This window comes from Actinomadura scrupuli (assembly GCF_050971785.1).
GTDB classification, from domain to species: domain Bacteria; phylum Actinomycetota; class Actinomycetes; order Streptosporangiales; family Streptosporangiaceae; genus Actinomadura_E; species Actinomadura_E scrupuli.
In genome coordinates this window covers 198,540-224,407 of record NZ_JBPCCU010000013.1, presented here as the reverse complement: position 1 = coordinate 224,407, position 25,868 = coordinate 198,540, and the positions used below count along the sequence as shown (strand labels likewise).

Annotated in this window: 21 protein-coding genes and 1 tRNA gene; 20 read left to right on the top strand and 2 right to left on the bottom strand. The window is 70.8% G+C overall.

Annotated features, from left to right (window positions below; genetic code table 11):
• The first annotated feature begins 2 nt into the window (after positions 1-2).
• The 14 genes from ACRYCC_RS40255 (at position 3) to ACRYCC_RS40190 (ending at position 17,826) form a co-directional block, all read left to right on the top strand.
• Complete coding sequence (locus tag ACRYCC_RS40255; protein ID WP_433819387.1) at positions 3-434, top strand: DUF2752 domain-containing protein; 432 nt, start codon at positions 3-5, stop codon at positions 432-434.
• 221 nt (positions 435-655) lie between these two features.
• Complete coding sequence (gene trpC / locus ACRYCC_RS40250) at positions 656-1,462, top strand: indole-3-glycerol phosphate synthase TrpC (RefSeq protein ID WP_433819351.1); 807 nt, start codon at positions 656-658, stop codon at positions 1,460-1,462.
• Positions 1,463-1,557: 95 nt separating this feature from the next.
• Positions 1,558-2,787, top strand: a complete 1,230-nt coding sequence (gene trpB, locus ACRYCC_RS40245) for a tryptophan synthase subunit beta (protein ID WP_433819350.1) — start codon at positions 1,558-1,560, stop codon at positions 2,785-2,787.
• Between the two features lie 144 nt (positions 2,788-2,931).
• Positions 2,932-3,768 (top strand): tryptophan synthase subunit alpha, encoded by an 837-nt coding sequence (trpA, locus tag ACRYCC_RS40240; protein WP_433819349.1) that lies wholly within the window; start codon positions 2,932-2,934, stop codon positions 3,766-3,768.
• Between the two features lie 221 nt (positions 3,769-3,989).
• Positions 3,990-4,505, top strand: coding sequence for a MauE/DoxX family redox-associated membrane protein (locus ACRYCC_RS40235; RefSeq protein ID WP_433819348.1), 516 nt, complete (start codon positions 3,990-3,992; stop codon positions 4,503-4,505).
• Between the two features lie 89 nt (positions 4,506-4,594).
• Positions 4,595-5,416: a thioredoxin domain-containing protein gene (locus tag ACRYCC_RS40230; RefSeq protein ID WP_433819347.1), complete on the top strand. Its 822-nt coding sequence runs from the start codon at positions 4,595-4,597 to the stop codon at positions 5,414-5,416.
• 125 nt (positions 5,417-5,541) lie between these two features.
• Positions 5,542-6,327 carry a DsbA family protein gene (locus tag ACRYCC_RS40225; RefSeq protein WP_433819346.1) on the top strand — a complete coding sequence of 262 codons (786 nt, stop codon included), beginning with the start codon at positions 5,542-5,544 and terminating at the stop codon, positions 6,325-6,327.
• 86 nt (positions 6,328-6,413) lie between these two features.
• Positions 6,414-8,096 (top strand): prolipoprotein diacylglyceryl transferase, encoded by a 1,683-nt coding sequence (gene lgt, locus ACRYCC_RS40220; protein WP_433819345.1) that lies wholly within the window; start codon positions 6,414-6,416, stop codon positions 8,094-8,096.
• Positions 8,093-8,827 (top strand): VIT1/CCC1 transporter family protein, encoded by a 735-nt coding sequence (locus tag ACRYCC_RS40215; protein WP_433819344.1) that lies wholly within the window; start codon positions 8,093-8,095, stop codon positions 8,825-8,827. Before lgt ends, ACRYCC_RS40215 begins: the two co-directional genes overlap by 4 nt.
• A gap of 135 nt (positions 8,828-8,962) precedes the next feature.
• Positions 8,963-9,745 (top strand): hypothetical protein, encoded by a 783-nt coding sequence (locus ACRYCC_RS40210; RefSeq protein ID WP_433819343.1) that lies wholly within the window; start codon positions 8,963-8,965, stop codon positions 9,743-9,745.
• Positions 9,746-9,758: 13 nt separating this feature from the next.
• Positions 9,759-10,736: a hypothetical protein gene (locus ACRYCC_RS40205; RefSeq protein WP_433819342.1), complete on the top strand. Its 978-nt coding sequence runs from the start codon at positions 9,759-9,761 to the stop codon at positions 10,734-10,736.
• A gap of 348 nt (positions 10,737-11,084) precedes the next feature.
• Complete coding sequence (gene gltB, locus ACRYCC_RS40200) at positions 11,085-15,626, top strand: glutamate synthase large subunit (protein WP_433819341.1); 4,542 nt, start codon at positions 11,085-11,087, stop codon at positions 15,624-15,626.
• An 11-nt stretch (positions 15,627-15,637) separates the two neighbouring features.
• On the top strand, positions 15,638-17,101 hold the full coding sequence (locus ACRYCC_RS40195; RefSeq protein WP_433819340.1) for a glutamate synthase subunit beta: 1,464 nt from the start codon (positions 15,638-15,640) through the stop codon (positions 17,099-17,101).
• A gap of 146 nt (positions 17,102-17,247) precedes the next feature.
• The gene (locus tag ACRYCC_RS40190) at positions 17,248-17,826 is read left to right on the top strand and encodes a GNAT family N-acetyltransferase (protein WP_433819339.1); all 579 of its coding nucleotides are present in this window, start codon (positions 17,248-17,250) and stop codon (positions 17,824-17,826) included.
• A 316-nt stretch (positions 17,827-18,142) separates the two neighbouring features.
• Here ACRYCC_RS40190 and ACRYCC_RS40185 read toward each other — a convergent pair whose 3' ends face one another.
• Positions 18,143-18,853, bottom strand: a complete 711-nt coding sequence (locus ACRYCC_RS40185) for a DUF6597 domain-containing transcriptional factor (RefSeq protein ID WP_433819338.1) — start codon at positions 18,851-18,853, stop codon at positions 18,143-18,145.
• Between the two features lie 103 nt (positions 18,854-18,956).
• On the opposite strand from ACRYCC_RS40185, the gene ACRYCC_RS40180 reads away from it, so the two are divergent.
• The gene (locus ACRYCC_RS40180) at positions 18,957-19,511 is read left to right on the top strand and encodes a type 1 glutamine amidotransferase domain-containing protein (RefSeq protein WP_433819337.1); all 555 of its coding nucleotides are present in this window, start codon (positions 18,957-18,959) and stop codon (positions 19,509-19,511) included.
• A 105-nt stretch (positions 19,512-19,616) separates the two neighbouring features.
• Positions 19,617-21,053: a pyruvate kinase gene (pyk, locus tag ACRYCC_RS40175; protein ID WP_433819336.1), complete on the top strand. Its 1,437-nt coding sequence runs from the start codon at positions 19,617-19,619 to the stop codon at positions 21,051-21,053.
• A gap of 434 nt (positions 21,054-21,487) precedes the next feature.
• Here pyk and ACRYCC_RS40170 read toward each other — a convergent pair.
• Positions 21,488-21,560: transfer RNA gene (locus ACRYCC_RS40170), tRNA-Leu, on the bottom strand.
• A 126-nt stretch (positions 21,561-21,686) separates the two neighbouring features.
• Between ACRYCC_RS40170 and ACRYCC_RS40165 the strand changes: the two genes are divergently transcribed.
• The 4 genes from ACRYCC_RS40165 (at position 21,687) to ACRYCC_RS40150 (ending at position 25,855) form a co-directional block, all read left to right on the top strand.
• On the top strand, positions 21,687-22,265 hold the full coding sequence (locus ACRYCC_RS40165; protein ID WP_433819386.1) for an ANTAR domain-containing response regulator: 579 nt from the start codon (positions 21,687-21,689) through the stop codon (positions 22,263-22,265).
• A gap of 247 nt (positions 22,266-22,512) precedes the next feature.
• Entirely contained in the window at positions 22,513-23,670 is a 1,158-nt protein-coding gene (locus ACRYCC_RS40160; RefSeq protein ID WP_433819335.1) for a branched-chain amino acid ABC transporter substrate-binding protein, read from the top strand.
• A gap of 107 nt (positions 23,671-23,777) precedes the next feature.
• Positions 23,778-24,740 carry a branched-chain amino acid ABC transporter permease gene (locus ACRYCC_RS40155; protein WP_433819334.1) on the top strand — a complete coding sequence of 321 codons (963 nt, stop codon included), beginning with the start codon at positions 23,778-23,780 and terminating at the stop codon, positions 24,738-24,740.
• Complete coding sequence (locus ACRYCC_RS40150) at positions 24,737-25,855, top strand: branched-chain amino acid ABC transporter permease (protein ID WP_433819333.1); 1,119 nt, start codon at positions 24,737-24,739, stop codon at positions 25,853-25,855. The genes ACRYCC_RS40155 and ACRYCC_RS40150 overlap by 4 nt, the downstream gene beginning before the upstream one ends.
• Positions 25,856-25,868 lie beyond the last annotated feature (13 nt).

Genomic DNA, 25,868 nt, shown 5'->3' with positions numbered 1-25,868 from the left:
GCATGCAGGTGCCCTCCCGTCCCAGGCGGCCGCGAGCGCGATGGCTGCGGCTGGCCGCGCCGGCGGGGGTGCTCGCGGTGGCCGCCGCGGCCGTGACGTACGTGGGGAGCGTCGACCCCAACGAGCACGGTCACTACCCGACCTGCCCGTTCCTGGCGCTCACCGGGCTCTACTGCCCCGGCTGCGGGTCACTGCGGATGGTGCACGCGCTGGCCCACGGCCACGTGGCCGAGGGCTTCGGCCGCAACCCCCTCGCGTTCCTGCTCATCCCGGTCGTGGGCTATCTCTGGACGCGCTGGGTGACGTGCGTGATACGCGGTGAGACCATCAGCTCGCCGCTGTTCAGGACCTCGGTGATCTGGGCGTTCATCGGTTTGATGATCGTTTACTGGGTCGTCCGCAACCTGCCCTTCGGGCACGCGCTGGCCCCCTGAGCCCGGCCCGGATGCGAAGGCACGGCATCGTTCGAGCTACGATCGAGGCTCGCGAGGACCGCCGGCGAGGGGATCCGCACCTGTGAGCCCAGATCTGTGAGCGAGGCGACGAGCCCCCAGGCCGGGAGCGGATCGATCGTTCCGGCACCGCTGTTCCGCGAGTCGTGTCGTGCCGGAGGCGCGCTGTTGGTCTCCGGCGAGCCGCTAGGCGAGGAGACGAAGTGAGCGTGCTCGACGAGATCCTGGACGGTGTTCGGGCCGATCTCGCCGAACGGCAGCGAGAGACGTCGCTCGAGGCCCTCAAGGAGATGGCGGCCAACGCGGCGGAGCCCCGCGACGCCCTCGGCGCCCTCCGGAGCGACGGCGTCTCGGTCATCGCCGAGGTCAAGCGCAGCAGCCCGTCCAAGGGGGCGCTGGCGGCGATCGCCGACCCGTCCGCGCTGGCCCGTGACTACCAGGCCGGCGGCGCCAAGGTCATCAGCGTGCTCACCGAAGGGCGGCGCTTCGGCGGCAGCCTCGCCGACCTCGCCGAGGTCCGCGCCAACGTCGACGTGGCGATCCTGCGCAAGGACTTCATCGTCAGCTCGTACCAGCTGTGGGAGGCCCGCGCCTACGGCGCCGACCTGGCCCTGCTCATCGTCGCCGCCCTCGGCCAGGACGCCCTGGTGTCGCTGGTCGAGCGCGCCGAGTCGATCGGGCTCACCCCGCTGGTCGAGGTGCACACCGAGGAGGAGGTCACCCGCGCCGTCGACGCGGGGGCCCGGCTGATCGGGGTCAACGTCCGGGACCTGAAGACCCTCAAGGTGGACCGCGGGGTGTTCGCCAGAGTCGCCCCGCTGATCCCCAAAGACATCGTCAAGGTCGCGGAGTCGGGGATCCGCGGCCCGCACGACCTGCTCGCCTACGCCTCCTCGGGTGCCGACGCTGTGCTGGTGGGGGAGAGCCTGGTCACCGGCCGGGACCCGCGCGCCGCCGTCGCGGATCTCGTCGCGGCGGGCGCCCACCCTGCGCTGCGACAGGGCAAGTGACCAGTAGAGTGAATTCCATGCTGCGTGAACGATGGCGGCCCCATCCGCATCTCATCTGACCGGACAGGCCCTTTCCGTACGACAGGACATCACTCATGAGCATCGACGCAGCGCGCAGCGCGTCCACGGTCCCCGACGCGGCCGGCCGTTTCGGCCGGCACGGCGGGCGGTTCGCTCCCGAGGCGCTCATGGCGGCGCTCGACGAGCTCGAGACCGTCTACGAGACCGCCAGGACCGACCCCGCCTTCCAGGCGGAGTTCGCCGACCTGCTGACCAACTACGCGGGGCGGCCCAGCCTGCTCACCGAGGCCAAGCGCTTCGCCGGGCACGCCGGTGGCGCCCGCATCCTGCTCAAGCGCGAGGATCTCAACCACACCGGCTCGCACAAGGTCAACAACGTGCTCGGCCAGGCGCTGATCACCAAGCGCATGGGCAAGACCCGGATGATCGCCGAGACCGGTGCCGGGCAGCACGGCGTCGCGACCGCCACCGCCGCCGCCCTCATGGGGCTGGAGTGCACCGTCTACATGGGCGAGGTCGACACCAGGCGGCAGGCGCTCAACGTGGCCCGGATGCGGATGCTCGGCGCCCAGGTCATCCCGGTGACGACCGGCAGCCGCACCCTCAAGGACGCCGTCAACGAGGCGTTCCGCGACTGGGTGGCCACCGTCGACCACACCCACTACTGCCTCGGCACCATCATGGGGCCGCACCCGTTCCCGATGATGGTCCGCGACTTCCAGCGCGTCATCGGCGTCGAGGCCCGCGAGCAGTGCCTGGCGATGACCGGCGCGCTGCCGGACGCCGTCGTGGCCTGCGTGGGCGGCGGTTCCAACGCCATCGGCATCTTCCACGAGTTCATCCCCGACGAGTCGGTCCGGCTGTACGGGTTCGAGGCGGCCGGCGACGGCGTGGAGACCGGCCGGCACGCGGCCACGATCTCGGCCGGCTCGGTCGGGGTCATCCACGGCATGCGCACCTACCTCCTGCAGGACGAGGAGGGCCAGACCCTCGAGTCGCACTCCATCTCCGCCGGGCTGGACTACCCGGGCGTCGGGCCGGAGCATTCGTGGCTGCACGACACCGGCCGCGCCGACTACCGGGCGATCACCGATGCCGAGGCGATGGACGCCTTCGCGCTGCTGTGCCGGACCGAGGGCATCATCCCGGCCATCGAGTCGGCGCACGCCCTGGCCGGTGCGATCAAGGTTGGCAAGGAGCTCGGCCCGGAGGCCACGATCATCGTGTGCCTGTCCGGCCGGGGAGACAAGGACATGCACACCGCGGCCGGCTACTTCGGGCTCATGCCGGAGGACGACCAGTGAGCGACGTCCGCGAGGCATCGACGGCGACAGGTACGGCGGGCACCCGCCGAGCGGGCGGAGCGAACCGATGAGCAGGTGCGACGTCCGCGAGGCATCGACAGGTACGGGTACGGCGGGCACCCGCCGGGCGGGCGGAGCGAACCGATGAGCACGAGCGTCACGAGCGCGTACGACAAGGCCAAGGCGGAGAACCGGGCCGCGCTCGTCGGCTATCTGCCGGCCGGCTTCCCCTCGGTGGAGGGCGCGGTCGAGGCCGCCAAGGCCATGGTCGACGGCGGCTGCGACGTCATCGAGATCGGCCTGCCCTACACCGACCCGCTGATGGACGGCCCGACCATCCAGGACGCGGTGCACCGGGCGCTCGTGGGCGGCGTCCGGCTTCCCGACGTCTTCCGCACCGTGGAGGCGGTGGCCGCCACGGGCGTGCCGACGCTGATCATGACCTACTGGAACCCGGTCGACCGGTACGGCGTGGACGCCTTCGCCCGCGATCTCAAATCCGCCGGCGGGTCGGGGCTCATCACCCCGGACCTGACGCCCGAGGAGGGCGAGGACTGGCTGGCCGCCTCCGACGCCCACGACCTGGACAGGATCTTCCTGGTCGCGCTCAGCTCCACCGACGAGCGGCTCGAGAAGATCACCAAGGTCTGCCGGGGCTTCGTCTACGCTGCCTCGCTGATGGGCGTCACCGGCGCCCGCTCCGCCGTCGACACCGGGGCCCCGCTGCTCGTGGAGCGCACCCGCAAGGCGATCTCCGCGGTGCAGGCGACCGGCACGGCCCAGGCCGGCCTGCCGGTCGGGCTCGGCCTGGGCGTCGGCACCGGAGCGCAGGCGGCCGAGGTCGCGCAGTTCGCGGACGGGGTCATCGTGGGCTCGGCGTTCATCCGCCGGCTGCTCGACGCGCCGACGCCGGCCGCCGGCCTGGACGCGGTCCGGGAGCTCGCCGCCGAGCTGGCGGAGGGCGTCCGCCAGAAGCACTGACAGAGAAGCACTGGAAAGCACCGCCAGGAGCACCGGGCGAGGCTCAGGGGGCACCGCGCCCAAGGGCCTACGCCGCCCGCGGGACGCGTGGCAGGATGGGGCACCGTGTCCCCAGGCGGTGCTAACAGGCCGCTTATGCCGGGTCGCGTAAGGTTCGACGCGCTGGTCGCGCCGTACCCGGGCGGCACCCGGCCCCCCCGACGGACAGAGATGAGGGAACGATGGCGACCGACACCGCCGAGAGGCGATCGGCCCGCTTCGGCGGCTGGACGGTGATCCAGCCGTGGCTGACGACCCTTGCCAGGCTGGGTCTCGCCGTGGTCCTGTTCCTGGCGGGCTGGGCGAAGTTCAGCCAGCCGCCGGCTCTGCAGAAGCTCGCCGTCTCGGCGTACCAGATCCTTCCCGAGGGGCTGGTCGGCGTCGTCGGCATCGGGCTGCCTATCTTGGAGATGTGCCTGGCGGGGATGCTGGTGCTCGGCTTCGCGACGCGGTTCGTCGCCGCTGCGGGCGGGCTCCTTATGATCATTTTCATCGCCGGGATCATCTCGGCCTGGGCTCGCGGCCTGTCGATCGACTGCGGCTGCTTCGGCGGGGGTGGCGCGGTCGGCGAGGGCCAGACCCGTTATCTTCAGGAGATCCTGCGGGACCTCGGTTTCCTCGCCCTGGCGGCCTGGATCGTGGTGCTGCCCAAGAGCAAGCTGGCGCTCGACCGGATCCTCGGGCTGTACGGCGACTGACCGAGCTCCCGTGCGTCCCCCCACTCGACCCCTTCCTCCCCGGTACCGCGATCGGCGCGGCCGGGGAGACGACCTAGAGGAGACCCCCGATGAGTAAGGCTGCGCGGCAGCGGACGGCCCGCGAGCGCCTCGCCGAGGAGCGCAGGAAGCAGGCGCTCAAGCAGAAGCGGGCCAGAGCGGTGATGATCAGCCTTTCCGCCATCGCGATCCTGGCGCTGGTCGTCGGGATCGGGGTCTACTACGCCAACAAGAAGGAGACCCGGAACCAGCAGGCCACCGCCTACAGCGGCCCGCTGGCCCCGGTCAGCCGCGAGGCCGACGGCTCGGTCGTGATGGCGGCCCAGGGCACGGCCGCTCCGCTGCTGGAGATCTTCGAGGACTTCCAGTGCCCGATCTGCAAGGAGTTCGAGCAGCTGAGCGGTTCCACGATCAAGAAGCTGGCGGCGTCGGGCAAGGTCAAAGTGGTCTACCGACCGTTCCAGCTGTTCCAGCAGGCGCCGCTGTCGACCAACTCCCGGCGCGCGGCCAACGCCGCGCTGTGCGCCCCGGCGGACAAGTGGGTCTCCTACCACGACACGCTCTACAAGTACCAGCCGAAGGAAGGGTCGAACGGCTTCGAGGTCAAGGACCTCAACCTCTGGGCGAAGGACCTCGGCTTCGGGGACGCCACGTTCGACAAGTGCGTGTCCGGCACCCAGAAGGGCGCCCAGCTCGACCAGATGACCAAGAACGCGCTGAACGACCGTAAGGTCACCGGCACCCCGACGGTCTACCTGGACGGGAAGGCGCTCAACCTGGAGGGTCAGATCATGAACCCGCAGGCGCTGGAGGCGGCCATCGTGGCCGCCGCTCCGAAGACCACGCCGGCCACCACCCCCGCGCCGAGCGGTTCGGCCACTCCGAAGAAGTAGGGGTTCCGCCCGCTGCCGCGCGTCCTCTCGTAAGGTCGTGTACGGCCGGTCACCAGTGATCGACCGGCCGTACACGATGCGCGGCCCCGCACGGGGGTGCGGCGTGGCGGATTCGGGGGGATCTGATGGGCAAGGCCGCCAGGGATCGGACGGCGCGCGAACGACTGGCCGAGGAACGCGAGCGTCACGCCAAGCGGCAGAAGCAGGCGCGGGCGCTGATGATCTCCCTGGGCGCCGTGGCGGTGATAGCCATCGTCGTCTTCACCGTGGTGCTGACCCGGTCCGGCGATGACGAGCCCAGCGCCAACCAGGGCCCGGTCGTCCCGGCGACCCGGCAGGCCGACGGGTCGGTCGTGATGGCCGAGCCCGGCGTCGAGCGGCCGGTACTCGAGATCTTCGAGGACTTCCAGTGCCCGAGCTGCAAGGAGTTCGAGAAGCTCAACGGACAGACGATCAAGCAGCTGGCGGCCGCGCGCAAGGTACGGGTGGTCTACCGGCCCTTCCAGCTGTTCCGGCAGGAGCCGATGAAGTCCAACTCCCTGCGCGCGGCCAACGCCGCGCTGTGCGCCCCGGCCGACCGGTGGATCCCATTCCACGACCTGATCTACCGGCACCAGCCGAAGGAGGGCGACACCGGCTTCTCCAACGACGATCTGATCTCCTGGGCCGGCAAGGCCGGCATCCACGGCCCGGCCTTCGGGAAGTGCGTCGCCAACCACGAGAAGTACGCCCAGGTCGCGTCGATGACGCAGTACGCGGTGCAGACCGCCAAGGTCACCTCGACCCCGACCATCAAGCTCGACGGCAAGACGCTGGGCACCGCCCAGACCTTCACCGTGGACGGCCTCCGCAAGGCGATCCTCGCGGCGGCCGGCGGGGCGCAGAGCGCGCCCGCGCCCGCCCGGAGCTAGCCGGGGCCGCGTGTGCCGCAGGATCTTCTCACCGGTGAGGGGACCTGCGGCGCACGAGGTCCGCGGAGGCGGTAACGTCAACGCTCATGCAGCATCCGCTCGCCTTCCCGAGCCCGTCGCAGGGAGTCTGGCACCTCGGGCCCTTCCCGCTCCGCGCGTACGCTCTCATGATCATTCTTGGGATCGTCGTCGCCGTCTGGCTCGGTGAACGCCGCTGGGCCGCGCGCGGGGGGACCCCCGGCGTCGTCATCGACATCGCCGTGTGGGCGGTGCCGTTCGGCCTGATCGGCGGGCGGCTGTACCACGTCATCACCGACAACCAGATGTACTTCGGCTCGGGCCGGCACCCGCTCGACGCCCTCAAGGTCTGGAACGGCGGCCTGGGCATCTGGGGCGCGGTCGCGCTCGGCGCGGTGGGCGCCGCCATCGGCTGCCGACGCCGCGGCGTGAACCTGCGGGTCTTCGCCGACGCCGTCGCGCCGGGCATCGCGCTGGCGCAGGGCATCGGCCGCTGGGGGAACTGGTTCAACCAGGAGCTGTACGGGCGCCCGACCTCGCTGCCGTGGGCGGTGACGATCGACCAGGACCACCGGCCGAGGCTCCCCGACGGCAGCCTCGACCCGCGTTACGCCGATGTCGCGAACTACCACCCCACCTTCCTGTACGAGTCGCTGTGGTGCTTCGGCATCGCGATCCTGGTGATCTGGGCGGGCAAGCGGTACCGGCTCAACTACGGGCGCAGCTTCGCCCTCTACGTCGCCGCCTACACCGTCGGCAGGGCCTGGATCGAGTGGCTGCGCATCGACAGCGCCCACCATTTCCTCGGGCTGCGGCTCAACGACTACACGGCCCTGGTCGTCTTCCTCGGCGCGGCCGCGTACCTGTACGTCAACCGCGACAAGAGCGACGTCCAGGAGGTCGTGGAGACCCGCGCCGAGCCCGGTGGCGACGAGCCGGCGGCCGACCCGGAGCCGCCCGGCGGTGCCGGTGCGGTGCGGCACGATCACGACGAGCCCGCCGGACAGGCGTCCTCCGGGACGCGGGCGTCCGCCGTGGAACCGTGGGCCGTCGCCGAGCCCGCCGGAGAAGCGGCGGAGGAGCCCGCCGGCGCGCCCGTGGCCTGGGAGGCGGCGCCCACGGGGCCGGCCGATGGCCACGCCGATCACGACGAGCCGGTCGCAGTCCCGGCCGGTGAGCAGGAGCCCGCCGCGGAGACCGCGGACCTCTCCGGGGAGACTGACCTTCCCGACGAGGCGGATCTTCCCCGGCAGGACGGCCCCTTCGACGACGCCGAGGATCCGGGCCTGGAGGACGAGTCGGCCGAGGACGCCGGGGACCCCTCCGGCGACGAGGACGGGCCGCTCGAGGAGACCGCGGACCCGTCCCCGCGCGACGAGCGCCCAGCGGAGACCGCGGACCGGTCCGCCACGGACGAGCCGTTCGGCGAGACCGCCGGCGACGAGGACGAAGCGGCCGAGGACGGCGCTCTGGAGGACGAGGACGGGCCTCTGGAGGAGACCGAGGTCCTCTCCGCGGATCATGCCGTACCCGCGGAGGAGCAGGCCGGGGAGCGCGCGGGGATTCCGGCCGCCAAGAGGTGGTGGGAGACCGACGACTCCGAGACCGACGACTCCCCGGCCGAGGACTCCCCGGCCGGCACCCCTGAGGCCGGGCCGGCCGCCGGTGACACCGAGGCGGGTGCGGAGGAGCCCGGAGGTGACGAGCGCAGGGCCGGAGGGGCGAGAGCGACGGCCAAGGAGGCTCCGTGACCGAGCCCGAGGGCTCCGGAGTCCAGCGGACCGTCACCTCCGAGATCCACCACGAGCACCGGGACGTGACCGGAGGATGGCTGCGGCCGTCGGTGTTCGGGGCGATGGACGGGCTGGTCTCCAACTTCGCGCTCATCGCCGGGATCGCCGGCGGGCGGGCCTCGCAGCACGTCATCGTGCTGGCCGGGCTGGCCGGGCTCGCGGCGGGCGCCTTCTCGATGGCCGCGGGGGAGTACATCTCGGTGGCCTCCCAGTCGGAGCTGGCCCAGGCCGAGATCGCGGTGGAGCTCGACGAGCTGGTCAACAACGCCAAGGCCGAGGAGGCCGAGCTGGCGCAGCTCTACCAGGCCCGGGGCCTGGACGCGAAGCTGGCCGCCGAGGTCGCCAGGCAGCTCTCCCGCAGCCCCGACGAGGCACTGGAGATCCACGCCCGCGAGGAGCTCGGCATCGACCCCGGCAACCTGCCGTCGCCCCTGGTGGCCGCCGGTTCGTCGTTCCTGTTCTTCGCCCTGGGCGCCTTGCTGCCCGTCCTGCCGTACCTGCTGGGCGCCGGCGAGCTCTGGCCGGCCGGTGCCCTCGCGGGGGTCGGCCTGTTCGCGGCCGGCGCGCTGGTCTCCCGGGTGACCGCCCGGTCATGGTGGTTCAGCGGGCTGCGCCAGCTGCTGCTGGGTGGCGCCGCCGCGGCGTTCACGTACGGGGTCGGGGCGCTCATCGGTACAAGCGGTCTTTGACGGGCGGCAAAAGCGGATGAAACGGCTGTTTGTGCCCGCGAAAGTGATGGGGAGCGATAGGCTCACCCGTCGTGAGCGACGCCCGCGAGCGGCGATGTTCCGCCCGCTGAGTGAGCGAAGTGAACCGGAGGAACAGTGAGCGACACGGGCTCTCCCGTGAGGGCGCGCAAGACCGATGAGGACGACTTCTGGCCGGACGACCGGCCGGGTCTCAGCCGCAGAACCAAGATGATCGGCCTCGGTGTCGCCCTCGTGGTGGTGGTCGCGGCCGTCGTGGTGGTCGCGGTCGCCTCCTTCACCGGCGGGGACACCAACGCGGCGTCCGGCGGCGGCTCGGTCCTGCCCACGGTGTACGTGCCGACGGCGGCCAACGAGGGCACCAAGAAGCTGAACCTGCGTGCGGGCGGTGACCAGCGCCCCCTCAACGAGGGCGAGGTCTTCACCGACGAGGCCAAGTCGGTCTCGCACGGCAAGTACACCTTCAGCCTGGTCCGTTCCGAGGTGTCCGGGAACTGCCGTGCCGCGGTCTGGGGCGACCGGCTCAAGGCCGACCTGCAGAAGTTCGGCTGTACGCAGGTCGTTCGCGGGGCCTACCGCAGCACCGACCAGCGGTACGTGGGCCAGTTCGTCGCCCTCAACCTCGACCGGATCGAGGGCTCCGAGCAGATCGTCCGGGATCTCGACCCCCAGGTCAACGGCGGATTCACGCTCCCGCTGGCCGCGAACGGCCTGACGAACTTCGGGGCCGGCTTCAGCGCCGCGTATCCCGAGATCTACGGCCACTACGTCGTGATCAGCTGGGTGCAGCGCAAGGGCGGGGCGCGGCCGGACTCAATGAACGAACTGCTCGACGCGAGCCTCGCCATCGAGCGCGCCGCGGACTTCGTCTGGGGCCGGCTCGTGCTGGCCGACAACTGATCCCGGGCCGCCCGTGAGCTTCGACCCCGACCCGCGAGGCGGCGGTGCCCGCCGCACGGGCGCCGCCGGCCGGGACCGGGGCACGAGCCGCGGCACCGCCGGGCGCCGTGCGGGCGCTCCCCGCCAGGCCGCCGATCCGCGCCGGGGCAAGGCCGGCGGGCCACCCCGTACCGGCAGGCCCGCTCCGGCGGGCGGCGGCCGGGACCGTCCCGGTGGCAGGCCCCGTACCGGCGGTCAGGCCCGGCCGGGCGGCACCGGCGGCAGGCGCCGCGGCGTCCCCCCGGCGATGTTCTACGGCACCGCTGCCGTGCTCGCGGTGGTGGTCCTGGGCGCCGTCGCCTTCCTCGTCCTGAACGGCGGATCCGATCCCCGGCGGCCCGCCCGTCCGGCCGGGCCCGCCGCGGGCGGCTCGGTTCCGGCGGTCTACTCCGACGCGCCCTCCACCCCGACCTTCGACGTGATCGGGGAGCGCTCCGCCGACGGGAGCCCGCTCACCGCCGACGAGGTCTTCCCCCGGGGCAGGACCACCCTCACCGACGGGACCACGCACGCCCGGCTGGAGCTGCGCGACCAGCGGATCGACACCGACTGCGCCGAGGCGGTCTGGGGGGCCGTGGCCGCCGACGTGCTCCGTAAGGCCGGCTGCACCCAGGCCGTGCGCGGCGTCTACGCCGACGAGAAGAAGGGCTACGCGGCGCTCTTCGCCGTCTTCAACCTGGCGCACGCCGTCGACACCGGCCGGTTCGTGCACACGATCACCCCGGGTACGGGCTCGGGTTTCGTCCGGCCGCTGCCCGCGCCGGCCCCGCTCGACGGGTTCGGGCGGGGGTTCGGCATGGCGCGCGGCGCCGCCATGGGCCACTACGCCGTCGTCGCCTGGGTCCAGCGGCTCGACGGCACCGGCGACGCGAAGGACCCCTCCCTGATCTCCCTTCTCGTCACCGCCGGTAACGCTCCAGCGGTCTACGGCAGGGTCGCGGCACACCGCTGACCTCGGCCTCCGCGCCCCCCCGCACCCGTCCACCGGTGATCATCGTCACCGATAGATGGGTATTTGGGGTTTAACGTCCCGGCTATCCTGGTTATAGCTAGGGGGGCAAGAACCGCCGCGGTGGTACCGCGGGGGACTCAGCGACGCCGAAGCCGCACGGTCACCCCGAAATGACCCTCCGTACGCGGAAAGCGAACACATCAGTAGTGCAAGCGCGCGGTAAGTTTCGCGATCTAGGTCAGTCGGGCATGATCCCGGCAGTGAGGTAACCTCTTTACACCGCAGCAGGGCCAACGCCGTCCCCGACTGCACTGACATCGGAGCAGTGAGATGACGACGGGAGGGTCAATGGCGGCTGCTGCCCTCACACCTGGTCGGCCTGAGAGCCAGGGCCTGTACGACCCGGCCAACGAGCACGACGCCTGTGGCGTCGGCATGGTGGCCGATCTGCACGGACGTAAGAGCCACGACATCGTCGAGAAGGCCCTGACCGTCCTGCGCAACCTGGATCACCGTGGCGCCAAGGGCGCGGAACCCGACGACGGTGACGGCGCGGGCATCCTCACCCAGATCCCGGACGCGTTCCTCCGCGAGGTCGTCGACTTCCCGCTGCCCGAGGCAGGTTCCTACGCCGTGGGCATCGGCTTCCTGCCCCTGGACGGCGCGGAGCGCGCCGCCACGGTGGCGGCCATCGCCGACACCGCGGAGGAGGAGGGCCTGACCGTGCTGGGCTGGCGCGAGCTGCCCCACGACCCGCACTTCTGCGGTCCGACGGCCCGCAGGGTCATCCCGCACTTCGCGCAGCTGTTCGTGAGCGCGAAGGACGGCAGGTCGGGCATCGAGCTGGACCGGCTGGTGTTCTGCATGCGCGAGCGCGTGGAGCAGGACACCTCGGTCTACTTCCCGAGCCTGTCCAGCCGCACGATCGTCTACAAGGGGATGCTGACGACTCCGCAGCTGGAGCCGTTCTTCCCCGACCTGTCGGACCGCCGCTACGCCAGCGCCATCGCCCTGGTGCACTCGCGGTTCTCCACCAACACCTTCCCGGCATGGGAGCTGGCGCACCCGTACCGCTATCTCGCGCACAACGGTGAGATCAACACGGTCAAGGGCAACCGCAACTGGATGCGGGCCCGCGAGGCGCTGCTGGCCTCCGACCTGATCCCCGGAGACCTGTCCCGGACCTTCCCGGTCATCGACGAGGTGGCCAGCGACACCGCCTCCTTTGACGAGTGCCTGGAGCTGCTGCACCTCGGTGGCAGGTCGCTGGCGCACTCGGTGCTGATGATGATCCCGGAGGCGTGGGAGAACCACACCGAGATGGACCCGGCCCGCCGGGCCTTCTACGAGTTCCACTCGACGCTGATGGAGGCCTGGGACGGCCCGGCCAGCGTCACCTTCACCGACGGCACCGTCGTCGGCGCGGTCCTGGACCGCAACGGCCTGCGCCCCGGGCGGTTCTGGGTGACCGACCAGGGCTTCGTCGTGCTCTCCAGCGAGGCCGGCGTGCTCGACCTCGACCCGGCGACCGTGGTCCGCAAGGGCCGGCTGCAGCCGGGCCGGATCTTCCTGGTCGACACCGCCAAGGGCCGCATCATCGAGGACGACGAGATCAAGGCCGAGCTCGCCGCCGAGCACCCGTACGCGCAGTGGCTGCACGACGGCCTCGTGCGGTTCGAGGAGCTGCCGACCCGGGCGCGGGAGATCCCCACCCACGACACCCTGGTCAAGCGGCAGCAGACCTTCGGCTACACCCAGGAGGAACTGCGGATCCTCCTCACCCCCATGGCCAGGACCGGTGCCGAGCCGATCGGCTCCATGGGCACCGACACCCCCATCGCCGCCCTGTCGGAGCGGCCCCGGCTGCTCTTCGACTACTTCAAGCAGCTCTTCGCGCAGGTCACCAACCCGCCGCTGGACGCCATCCGGGAGGAGATGGTGACCTCCCTGCAGTCCACGCTCGGCCCGGAGAGCAACCTGCTCGACCCGGGTCCGGAGTCCTGCCGCCGGCTGGTGCTGCCCACCCCGATCCTGGACAACGACGAGCTCGCCAAGATCATCCACATCAACGACGAGGGCGCGCTGCCCGGCCTCCAGGCCTACCTGGTCCAGGGGCTCTACGACGTCGGCGGTGGCGGCGAGGCGCTCCAGCACCGGATCGAGGAGATCTGCGACGAGGTCTCGGAGGCCATCGCCGGCGGGGCGCGCGTCATCGTGCTCTCCGACCGCGGCTCGGCCGCCGGGAAGGCCGCCATCCCGTCGCTGCTGCTCACCGGCGCGGTCCACCACCACCTGATCCGGGAGAAGACCCGGACCCAGGTCGGCCTGATCATCGAGACCGCCGAGGCCCGTGAGTGCCACCACATGGCGCTGCTCATCGGCTACGGCGCCTCGGCGGTCAACCCCTACCTCGCCATCGAGACGGTCGTGGACCTGGTCCACACCGGGGCGCTCGAGGGCCTCGACCCGGCCAAGGCCGCCCGCAACCTGGTGAAGGCGTACGGCAAGGGCGTCCTCAAGATCATGTCCAAGATGGGCGTGTCCACGGTCGCGTCCTACACCGGCGCGCAGATCTTCGAGGCGATCGGCCTCGGCAGCGAGGTCGTGGACCGGTGCTTCACCGGCACCACCTCCCGGCTCGGCGGCGTCGGCTTCGACGTCGTCGCCCGTGAGGTCGCCGAGCGGCACCGGCGCGCCTACCCGCGCAGCGGCAACGACCCGGCGCACCGCACGCTCGAGGACGGCGGCGAGTACCAGTGGCGCCGCGAGGGCGAGCTGCACCTGTTCAACCCCGAGACGGTCTTCCGCCTGCAGCACGCCACCCGGACCCGCAGGTACGAGCTGTTCAAGGACTACACCCGGCTCGTCGACGACCAGTCGTCGCGGCTGATGACCCTGCGCGGCCTGTTCCGGCTGCGCGAGGGCGTCCGGCCACCGGTGCCGATCGAGGAGGTCGAGCCGGTCTCCGAGATCGTCAAGCGGTTCTCCACCGGCGCCATGTCGTACGGCTCCATCTCGGCGGAGGCGCACGAGACCCTCGCCATCGCCATGAACCGGCTGGGCGGCAAGTCCAACACCGGCGAGGGCGGCGAGGACCCCGAGCGGTTCACCCCGGACGCCGACGGTGACCTGCGGCGCAGCGCCGTCAAGCAGGTGGCGTCGGGCCGGTTCGGTGTCACGTCGGAGTACCTCACCAACGCCGACGACATCCAGATCAAGATGGCGCAGGGCGCCAAGCCCGGTGAGGGCGGCCAGCTGCCCGGCCACAAGGTCTACCCGTGGATCGCCAAGACCCGGCACTCGACCGCGGGCGTCGGCCTCATCTCGCCGCCCCCCCACCACGACATCTACTCGATCGAGGACCTCGCCCAGCTCATCCACGACCTCAAGAACTCCAACCCGGTCGCGCGGGTGCACGTCAAGCTCGTCGCCGAGGTCGGGGTCGGCACGGTCGCGGCGGGCGTCTCCAAGGCGCACGCGGACGTCGTGCTGATCTCCGGTCACGACGGCGGCACCGGCGCCTCGCCCCTGACCTCGCTCAAGCACGCCGGGGCGCCCTGGGAGCTCGGCCTGGCCGACACCCAGCAGACCCTGCTGCTCAACGGCCTGCGGGACCGCATCGTCGTGCAGGCCGACGGGCAGATGAAGACCGGCCGTGACGTGGTCATCGCCGCCCTGCTGGGCGCCGAGGAGTACGGCTTCGCCACGGCGCCGCTGGTGGTCTCCGGCTGCGTCATGATGCGGGTGTGCCACCTCGACACCTGCCCGGTGGGCGTCGCCACCCAGAACCCGGTGCTGCGGGAGCGGTTCAACGGCAAGCCCGAGTTCGTGGTCAACTTCTTCGAGTTCATCGCCGAGGAGGTCCGCGAGTACCTCGCGCAGCTGGGCTTCCGGTCCCTCGACGAGGCCATCGGGCACGTCGAGTACATCGACACCCGTGAGGCCGTCTCGCACTGGAAGGCCTCGGGGCTGGACCTGAGCCCCATCCTGCACCGGCCGCGGCTGCCCGACGGCACGCCGCTGCGCCGGACCGTCGTCCAGGACCACGGGCTGGAGAAGGCACTGGACAACACCCTGATCCAGCTCGCCGAGGGCGCCATCGCCTACGGCGACAAGGTCACGCTGGAGATGCCGATCCGCAACGTCAACCGGACGGTCGGCACGATGCTCGGCCACCAGGTGACCCGCAAGTGGGGCGGCCGGGGCCTACCCGACGACACCATCGACGTCACCTTCACCGGGTCGGCCGGGCAGTCGTTCGGGGCGTTCGTGCCGCGCGGCATCACGCTCCGGCTGGTCGGGGACGCCAACGACTACGTCGGCAAGGGCCTGTCCGGCGGACGCGTCATCGTTCAGCCGGACCCGGCCGCGCCGTTCGTGGCCGAGGAGCAGATCATCGCCGGCAACGTCATCCTGTACGGGGCCACCTCGGGTGAGGTGTTCCTGCGCGGCCTGGCGGGCGAGCGGTTCGCCGTACGCAACTCCGGTGCCACCGCGGTGGTGGAGGGCGTCGGCGACCACGGCTGCGAGTACATGACCGGCGGGCGGGTCGTCGTCCTCGGCCCGACCGGCCGCAACTTCGCGGCAGGCATGTCGGGTGGCATCGCCTATGTCCTGGACCTCCAGGAACGGCGCGTCAACCCGGAGATGGTCGCCCTCGAGGAGCTCACCGACGAGGACGGCTCCTTCCTGCGGTCGATCGTCGAGAGGCACCAGACCGAGACCGGATCCGCGGTCGCGGGCAAGCTGCTCGCCGAATGGGACATCGCCGTCGACCGGTTCACCAAGGTCATGCCCAGGGACTACAAGCGGGTCCTGGAGGCGATGGCCAGGGCCGAGGCCGAGGGCCGTGACGTCAACCAGGCCATCATGGCCGCTTCACAGGGCTGAGGGGGCCGTACATGGCTGATCCGAAGGGCTTTCTGACGATCGGGCGCGAGCTTCCCAGGCGCCGCCCCGTCGACGTGCGCATCAAGAGCTGGAGCGAGGTCTACGAGGACTTCCCGAAGGGCTCGCTGGAGAAGCAGGCGGCACGCTGCATGGACTGCGGCATCCCGTTCTGCCACAACGGCTGCCCGCTGGGAAACCTCATCCCCGAGTGGAACGACCTGGTCTACCGGGACGACTGGCGGGAGGCCATCGAGCGGCTGCACGCGACCAACAACTTCCCGGAGTTCACCGGGAAGCTGTGCCCCGCGCCGTGCGAGAGCGCCTGCGTGCTGGGGATCAACCAGGACCCGGTGGCCATCAAGCGGGTCGAGGCCGACATCATCGACCGGGCCTGGGCCGAGGGCTGGGTGACCCCGCAGCCGCCGTCGGTCAAGACGGGCAAGAGCGTCGCGGTCATCGGCTCCGGACCGGCCGGCCTGGCCGCCGCCCAGCAGCTGACCCGCGCCGGGCACGACGTGCGGGTCTACGAGCGCGACGACCGGATCGGCGGCCTGCTGCGCTACGGGATCCCCGAGTTCAAGATGGAGAAGCGGCACGTCGACAGGCGCCTGGGCCAGATGAGGGCCGAGGGCACCGAGTTCAAGACCGGCGTCAACGTCGGGGTCGACATCACCGCCGAGCAGCTGCGGGAGCGGTACGACGCCATCGTGCTGTCCGGCGGCGCCACCGTACGGCGTGACCTGCCGGTGCCCGGCCGCGAGCTGCGCGGCATCTACCAGGCCATGGAGTACCTGCCGCCGGCCAACAGGGTGCAGGAGGGCGACTTCGAGGAGTCGCCGATCTCCGCGAAGGGCAAGCACGTCGTGGTGATCGGCGGCGGTGACACCGGCGCCGACTGCATCGGCACCGCCATCCGCCAGGGGGCCGCGTCGGTCACCCAGCTGGAGATCATGCCGCAGCCGCCCGAGGCCCGGCCCGACTCCCAGCCGTGGCCGACCTACCCGATGCTCTACAAGATGGAGACCGCCCACGAGGAGCTGGCCGATCTCGGCGGGAAGCGGCTCTACGCGATCTCGACGGTCGGGTTCGTCGCCGGGGAGAACGGCGACGTGGCGGCCCTGAGGCTGGTCGGCGTAGAGGGCCCCGCCCAGGGGTTCGCCCCCATCCCCGGCACCGAGCGGGAGATCCCCGCCGAGCTGGTCACGCTGGCGATGGGCTTCCTCGGCCCGCAGCACGAGGGGCTGCTGGAGCAGCTCGGCGTGGAGTTCGACCAGCGCAGCAACGTCGTCCGGGACCAGGACTACCAGACCTCGGTCGAGGGCGTGTTCTGCGCCGGCGACATGGGCCGCGGCCAGTCCCTGATCGTCTGGGCCATCGCCGAGGGCCGGGCCGCGGCCGCCGGGGTGGACCGGTACCTCTCCGGTGAGACGGCGCTGCCGTACCCGATCCCCCCGACCGCCCGCCCCCTCGTCTGACCCGTCCGTCCAGGCCGGCCGTGCAAGCCGGCCCGTACCGGTTCCCGTTCGTCCAGGATCTGCTCGTCCAGGATCTCCGCTCGTTCAGGAGGCGGGGCGGTCCCCATCCGGGCCGCCCCGCCTCCTCCTGCCGGATCAGAGGCGTCATGACCGCCGTGAGGAAGATCGAGGTCAGTACCTGGCACCTCGAGCAGAAGGACCCCCGGCAGCTCGGCGCCGCCCCGCCTCCCCGGGAACCGGTCGAGGTGGTGCGGGCCGAGGTGCCGAGCCCCGAGCTGAGCCGCTACCTGTACACCGCGGTGGGCGGCGACTGGTTCTGGACCGACCGGCTCTCGTGGTCGTACGAGCAGTGGCGCAACTGGCTGGAGCGCCCGGCGGTCGAGACCTGGATCGCCTGGGTCCGGGGGACCCCGGCCGGGTACATCGAGCTGGACCCGCAGGCGGACGGTCAGGTGGAGATCGCCTATTTCGGGCTGCTGCCGGCCTTCCACGGCAAGCAGCTCGGCGGGCACCTGCTCACCGCCGGCACCGCGCGCGCCTGGGACCTGGCCGAGCGCTGGCCCGGCCTCACCCCCACGGTGCGGGTCTGGGTGCGCACCTGCTCGCTCGACGGGCCCGCCGCGCTCGCCAACTACCGCTCCCGCGGGTTCCGGCTCTACGACACCCAGGTCAGGACCGCGTCGCTGCCACTGGACCCGCCCGGCCCCTGGCCCGGCGCGCGCTGAGCCGGGCCGGAGACCGTCCGGTCCGAGGGCCGGGCCGGTTCGCCGCGGGCGCTGCGGCCGACGGCCCGCGAACGCTCCGGGCGGGCGGTGCCCGCAGGAAGGCGGGTGGCCGCCAAGGGAGTCCCGTGTGGCCAGGGGCGTGCCGGTGGGCCCGCCGTGACCGCGCCGACCCCGGGCCCCAGGCGGTGCGAGTTCGGCCGCCAGCGACCGGACCAGGCCGGTCACGGCCCCCCTGGCGGCCGGGTGGTCGGCCGGCGCGCCGACCGGGGCGGCCACCGCTCGACCCGCTCGCCGCGCGCGGTCGCCGCCAGGGGAGTCACACCAGCTCGGAGAGCGGCACCCCGGCGAGCTCGCGGACCTCGTGCGCCAGGTGCGGCTGGTCGGCGTAGCCGGCGGCCTGCGCCACGTCGGCGTACGGCTCCGCGCGCCGCGCCAGGGCCAGCGCCCGCTGGAAACGCAGGATCCGCTGCAGCGTCTTGGGGCCGTATCCGCACGCGGCCAGCGACCGGCGGCGCAGCTGGCGTTCGCTGAGGCCGAGCCGCTCCGCGGTCTCCCGGACCGAATGCGCGGCCCGGAGCGAAGCGATCATGGCGGGCACGGCGGGATCGGGCGGGGGAGCGCAGCTCAGCTCCCGCGACACCCGCCGTAGCAGGGTGGACTCGGGATCGGCCGCGACGGCCAGCGCCTCGGCGAGGGCGTCGGCGGCCGGGCCCCACATGGCCCGGAGCGGCACGCGGACGTCGCGTACGGCGTCCGCGGGCAGCCCGAGCACCGGCGGTGCCGTTCCCGGACGGAACCGCACCGCCACGACCTGCTCGCCCGGGAGCATCGTGGCCAGATGCGGGCCGGTGTCAGGACCGGCCACCACCAGCGCGCCGGTCCGCCGCGACCAGATCACGTCCATGCAGCCGTCCGGGACCACCCGCTGGACGTACGGCCCGGCGTCCGGCGGCGGCGACTGCGTCCAGAGGCAGGCGAGGCCGGATTGCGGTCCCGCCGGGCGCTCGCGGTACACGCTCGACACCATGCCCCATGCATACCACCCGCGCTGAGGGGCAGAGGCGTCCCTGGACGGCAACCGAGAACCGACAGTGTGCGCACCGGCGTACCAAGCAGGAGGGGCATCACCCATGGCTACTGATCTTCAAGGCCGCACCATCGCCTTCCTCGTCGCCCCCGAGGGCGTCGAGCAGGTCGAGCTCACCGAGCCGTGGCAGGCGGTCGAGCAGGCGGGCGGGCAGCCCCGGCTGGTCTCCACCCAGTCCGGCCGGATCCAGGCCTTCAACCACCTGACCGAGGCCGACACCTTCTCCGTCGACACCACCGTCGACGTCTCGTCGCCTGCGGAGTTCCACGCCCTGGTGCTCCCCGGAGGCGTGGCCAACCCCGACTTCCTGCGCATGCAGCCGAACGCGGTCGCCTTCGTCAGGGCCTTCTTCGAGGCGGGCAAGCCGGTCGCGGCGATCTGCCACGCCCCGTGGACCCTGATCGAGGCGGACGTCGTCCGGGGCCGCACGCTGACGTCCTGGCCGAGCCTGCGGACCGACCTGCGCAACGCCGGTGCCACCTGGGTGGACGAGGAGGTGCAGATCTGCACGGCCGGCCCGGGCACCCTGGTCTCCAGCCGCAAGCCGGACGATCTCAAGGCGTTCTGCCAGGCGTTCGTGGAGGTCTTCCGGAGCTGACGCCACCATGGTCTAGACCATTGATCTAGACCACTCGGTGAACCCTCGGTGACACTGTGCTGCGCGAATACCCTTACTGGCCGGTAATTACCTAGGGTTGGCGCTGTGAGTCGTCGAGCGAAAATCGTCAGCACCCTAGGCCCGGCCTGTTCCAGCCGCGACCAGATCCGCGCCCTCGTGGAGGCCGGCATCGACATCGCCAGGCTGAACATGAGCCACGGGTCGCACGCCCAGCACGAGGAGGTCTACGGATACCTCCGCGAGGCCTCCAAGGCCACCGGGCGGGGCATCGGCATCCTGGCGGACCTGCAGGGCCCCAAGATCCGAATCGGCCGGTTCCCGGACGGCCCGGTGCGGCTCACCCTCGGCGACGAGTTCACCATCACCACCGAGGACGTCCCCGGGAGCCGCAAGGAGGTGTCCACCACCTACCAAGGGCTTCCCGGTGACGTGAGCGCGGGCGACTCCGTGCTCATCGACGACGGCCGGGTCGTCCTCGAGGTGCTCTCCGTCGAGGGACAGCGGGTCAACACCCGCGTGGTCATCGGCGGCATGGTCTCCGACAACAAGGGCCTCAACCTGCCCGGCGTCGCCGTCAGCGTCCCCGCCCTCACCCCCAAGGACGAGGAGGACCTGCGCTGGTCCCTCCGGCTGGGCGTCGACCTGGTCGCCCTGTCCTTCGTGCGCAGCCCCGAGGACGCCGAGGCCGTCTACCAGATCATGGACGAGGAGGGCGTGCGCGTCCCCCTCATCGCGAAGATCGAGAAGCCGCAGGCCGTGGACGCGCTGCCCGAGATCGTGGCGGCCTTCGACGGGATCATGGTCGCCCGCGGCGACCTCGGCGTCGAGCTCCCGCTGGAGCAGGTGCCGATCGTGCAGAAGCGCGCCATCCAGCTCGCCCGCGAGAAGGCCCGCCCGGTCATCGTGGCCACCCAGATGCTCGAGTCCATGATCTCCGCGCCCCGGCCCACCCGCGCCGAGGCCTCCGACGTCGCCAACGCCGTCTTCGAGGGCGCCGACGCCGTCATGCTCTCCGGCGAGACCAGCGTCGGGCAGTACCCGATCGAGTCCGTGCAGACGATGAGCCGCATCGTCACCACGGCCGAGGAGGTCACCCTGCGGGCGTCCGCCTCGCTCAGCCGGGTGCCCGAGACCGTCGGCGGGGCCATCGCCCGCGCCGCCGCCGAGGTCGGCGCCATCGTGGGGGCCAAGGCGCTGGTCGCGTTCACCATGTCGGGGGAGACCGCGCGCCGGCTCTCGCGCTATCGCTCGCCCATCCCGCTGCTGGCCTTCACCGCGGTGCAGGCCACCCGGTCGCAGCTCGCGCTGGTGTGGGGCGTCGAGACCTTCATCGTGCCGCACGTCAACCACACCGACGAGATGGTCCGCCAGGTCGAGCAGTCGCTGCTGGAGATCGGCCGCTGCCAGAAGGGCGACAAGGTCGTCATCGTGGCCGGCTCACCCCCCGGCACCCCGGGCTCCACCAACGCCCTCCGGGTGCACCGCATCGGGGACGCCATCGCCAACGCGATGCGCTCCTGACCGCCTCACCCCTCGCACCACCCCGCCAGATCGCACCCCGCCGCGGTACCGGCCGCGTCCTGTCACGGCACGGGCCGCGCCCTGCCGAGGTACGGGCCGTGCCGTGCTGGGGTAGGTGTCGCGCCCTGCCGCAACGGGCCGCGCCGTGCCGCGGTATATGCCGCGCCGTGCCGCAACTCGGGCCGTGCCGTGCTGCGGTACGGGCCGCGTCGTTCCACAGCACGCCCGTGGCAGTAGCCGCCGAGGTTCCTCTCACAGGCCCCGGCCGCTGGCCTCCTGCCGGGGGCGCGTTCCGGCCGGTGACCTCCCGGCCCGCCGTGATCATGCGCTCAATCGACGATTGATTGCATGATCACGATGGGTGGGGGATGGCAGAGAGGGCCGGGGGCCGGAATGACGAAACCGCCGCACGGGGGCGGCGGTGGGGTTGGTTGTGCCCTGAGTGGGATTCGAACCCACACTTGATGCGTTTTGAGTGCATTGTCTCTGCCGTTGGACTATCAGGGCCTCGAGGGGGCGATGCGCGGCACCGTGCCCGCATGCGGCGGCCACGGGTTGCCACCGCCCTGGGCGACAACCAGCGTACCGGCTCCGGGTAGTCTCGTGCGCGTGACTGAGAGCCCCAGACGAGTTGTGATCGCTGAAGATGAAGCCCTGATCCGCCTGGACCTCAAGGAGATGCTCGAGGAGGAGGGCTACCAGGTCGTCGGCGAGGCGGGCGACGGCGAGGCCGCCGTCAAGCTGGCCACCGAGCTGCGCCCGGACCTGGTGATCCTCGACGTGAAGATGCCCATTCTGGACGGCATCTCCGCGGCCGAGCGGATCACGGCGGACCGGATCGCGCCTGTGATCATCCTGACCGCCTTCTCGCAGCGGGAACTCGTCGCCCGGGCCAGCGCCGCCGGCGCCATGGCCTACCTCGTGAAACCGTTCACGAAGGCCGATCTGGTGCCGTCGATCGAGATGGCGGCCAGCCGGTACGAGGAGATGAAGGCCCTCGAGGCCGAAGTGGGCACGCTCCAGGAGCGGCTGGACACGCGCAAGATCGTCGATCGGGCCAAGGGGGCGCTGCAGGCCGCGCACGGGTGGACCGAGCCCGAGGCGTTCAGGTGGATCCAGAAGACCTCGATGGACCGTCGGCTGACCATGCGCAAGGTGGCCGAAGCCGTACTGGCAGGTGGACTAGTGGACGATACGGAAAAAACGGACTAGCCTACCCATATTCCGGTCATACCGAAACACCTTTTTGTAACGTCCTTGCTAATCGTCAAGTTCTTGACCTATTTAGGCACGGGCAAGTAACGAAGCAGTAACCCTTCCGCCTTGCCCTGCTGATCTCCCCCTGCTTCTGGGTGTACTACGGACTTCGTCCCCAGGTGACAGTTCTCCACGAGGCGATCACCCTGGGGCCACACCCGTACCCGATCCCATCCGGATCCGGACTGAAAGGTTGGCGGCCTTGCGGCGCAACATGTTCAAGATCACCGGCGCTGTCGCGCTGAGTGCAGCGCTCGCGCTGAGTGGCTGCGGTGGTTCTTCGTCGGGCGGCGACACGCTCAACATCGGCTTCATGGGCGACCTGAGCGGTCCGGATTCCGCGATCGTCATTCCGCCGAAGACCGGCGCACAGCTCGCGATCGACCAGTACAACAAGACGAACCCGAAGAAGAAGATCAAGCTCGTGCCCTACGACACCCAGGGCAAGGAGAACCAGGCGGCGGCCCTCGCGCCCAAGGCGATCAAGACGGACAAGATCGTCGCGATGATCGGCCCGGCCTTCTCCGGCGAGTCCAAGGCGGCGGACGGGATCCTCGAGAAGGGCAAGATCCCGAACCTGACCCCCTCGGCCACCAACCCGGCCCTGTCCACCAACGGCTGGAAGTACTGGCACCGCATGGTCGCCACGGACGCCGCCCAGGGCGCCGGCATCGTCGACTTCATGATCAAGGCGAAGGCGCCGAAGAAGGCGTACGTCATCAACGGCAAGAAGGCCTACAGCGTCGGCATCGGTGACTCCGCGCTGGCCACCTTCAAGGCCAAGGGCATCAACGTCCAGCGCGACGAGATCGACGAGGCCGCCTCCGACTACTCCTCGACCGTGACGAAGGTCAAGGCGTTCGCTCCGGACGTCATCTTCTACGGCGGCTACTACTCCGAGGGCGGCAAGCTGCTCAAGCAGCTCCGTGACCAGGGCGTCAAGTCGCTGTGGGCCTCCGGTGACGGCTCGCTCGACGCGCAGCTGATCCAGGGCGCCGGCGCGCCGCAGGCCGAGGGCGCCATCCTCGGCTGCCCGTGCTTCATCCCCTTCGGGCAGCAGACGGACCCGACGCTGGTCAAGTTCGTCAGCGACTACAAGGCGATGTCCGGCAAGGACCCGGTGATCTACGCGACCGAGGGCTACGACGCCGCCACCGCCCTCATCGCGGCGATCAAGGCGGGCAACACCACCGGCGAGAAGATCAACGAGTTCCTCAAGACCTACGACGTCAAGGGTGTCTCGAAGCAGATCAAGTGGGGCCCCAACGGTGAACTGGGCGCCACGACCATCCACATCTACGAGGTGAAGCAGGGGGCGCTGGGCTGGCTCGGCACCTCCGACCAGGCGAAGCTGGGCTGAGCCGAGATCAACGAGTCTCCACGGTGACAGAGCGGGAGCGGGAGTGCTAGTAGCACTCCCGCTCCTGCTACACCGGCGGCCACCCCGCCCTGTTCTTGAAGGCGATCATGTTCAACGACTTCATTCATCAATTCCTGCCCTCGACCGTGGGCGGCCTCAGTTACGGGGCCATCTACGCACTGGTCGCCCTCGGGTACACGATGGTGTACGGCGTACTGCGCCTCATCAACTTCGCCCACTCCGAGATCTTCATGATCGGAACGTACGCCTCGCTGGGCGTGCTGATGATGATCGGGGTCGAGCACCCCTTCACCGGCATCGCCCTCGTCGGTGTGCTGGTCCTGTTGCTGGTCGCCGCGATGGCGGCGTCCGGCGGCGCGGCCGTGCTGCTGGAACTGGTGGCCTACCGCCCGCTCCGGCGCCGCGGTGCCTCCCGGCTGGCGGCGCTGATCTCGGCGATCGGAGCCTCGTTCTTCCTCTCCGAGGCCTTCGCCACAGGGATCATCCCCCACGTCTTCGGGCTGCAGGGACGCAACCAGAACTCGGTGCCCCGCATCGTCGACCGTGACGTGGTGTTCCACATCGGCAACGCCGAGGTGCGCACCGACCAGATCATCATCATCATCGCGGCCGTCATCATGATGGTCGCGCTCGATCAGATGGTCACCCGCACCAAGATCGGCCGGGGCATCCGGGCCACCGCCCAGGACCCCGAGACCGCGGTGCTCATGGGCGTCAACATCGACACCATCGTGCGGACGACCTTCCTGCTCGGCGGGGCGATGGCGGGCGTGGCCGCGGTCCTGTTCACCATGGAGATCGAGAACACCCAGTACAACATCGGTTTCATCCTGGGCATCAAGGCCTTCACGGCCGCCGTGCTCGGCGGGATCGGCAACCTGCGCGGTGCGCTCATCGGCGGGGTGCTGCTCGGTCTCATCGAGAACTGGGGGGCCATCTTCTGGGGATCGGAGTGGAAGGACGTCATCGCCTTCCTCATCCTCGTGATCGTCTTGATGTTCCGTCCGACCGGCCTTCTCGGCGAGTCCATCCAGCAGGCGCGCGCATGAACCTCAAAACAGCAATCGACAGGCCCTCCGCCTCCGTCAACGTCGTCCGTGACCGCTGGGCCGACGCGGAGTGGTACATCCGCTGGCCCGTCTACGTGGTGCTGGTCCTGTTCGCCGTCTTCGTCCTCCCGATGGACGGCGTCGCCCAGTTCATGTCCCCCGACGTCGACTGGGCGAGCATCCTGTTCTACCCGATCGGCGGCTACATCCTGCTGGCGCTCGGCCTCAACATCGTGGTCGGCATGGCGGGCCTGCTGGACCTGGGCTACGTGGCGTTCTTCGCCATCGGTGCCTACAGCGTCGCCTACCTGGGACGCATCGATCACTGGAACTTCTGGCCCGCGGTGCTGATAGGCGTCCTGCTGTCGGCCTTCGCCGGCATCGTGCTGGGCGCTCCCACGCTGCGGCTGCGCGGCGACTACCTGGCGATCGTCACGCTCGGCTTCGGGGAGATCGTCCGGATCGTCGCCCTGAACACCGACAAGATCGGCGGGGCGCAGGGCATCGACCAGATCCCCCAGCCGCCGGACTTCCTGGGCCTGACCTTCGGTCTCGACGCCCTGCCGTACTACTACGTGATGGTCCTGTTCATCATCCTGGTGATCATCGTGACCAAGCGGCTGGAGCACAGCCGGGTGGGACGCGCCTGGTCGGCGATCCGCGAGGACGAGGACGCGGCCGAGCTCATGGGCGTGCCGACCTTCAAGTTCAAGCTGCTGGCGTTCTTCGTCGGCGCGATGGTGGGCGGCCTCGGCGGGGCCGGCACGATCGGCGGCCAAGGGCCCAGCGCCTACATCCAGCCGCAGAACTTCCCGTTCATCCTCTCCGCGACCATCCTGGTGTGCGTGGTCTTCGGCGGCTCGGGCAACATCCCCGGTGTCATCCTCGGCTCGTTCATCGTGGCCTGGCTGCCGGAGCGGCTGCGTTTCCTCCAGGAGTACCGCATCATGATCTTCGGTGCGGTCCTGGTCATCATGATGATCTTCCGGCCGGAGGGGCTCCTGCCGTCGCGAAGACGCAAGGCGGAGCTCGCCGAGGGCACCGGAGGCATGGGCTCGCTGGGCGGCGAGGTCGCCGGGCCCGCGACGCACGGATCGGCGGAGGCGGCATCGTGACCGAGCAGGACAC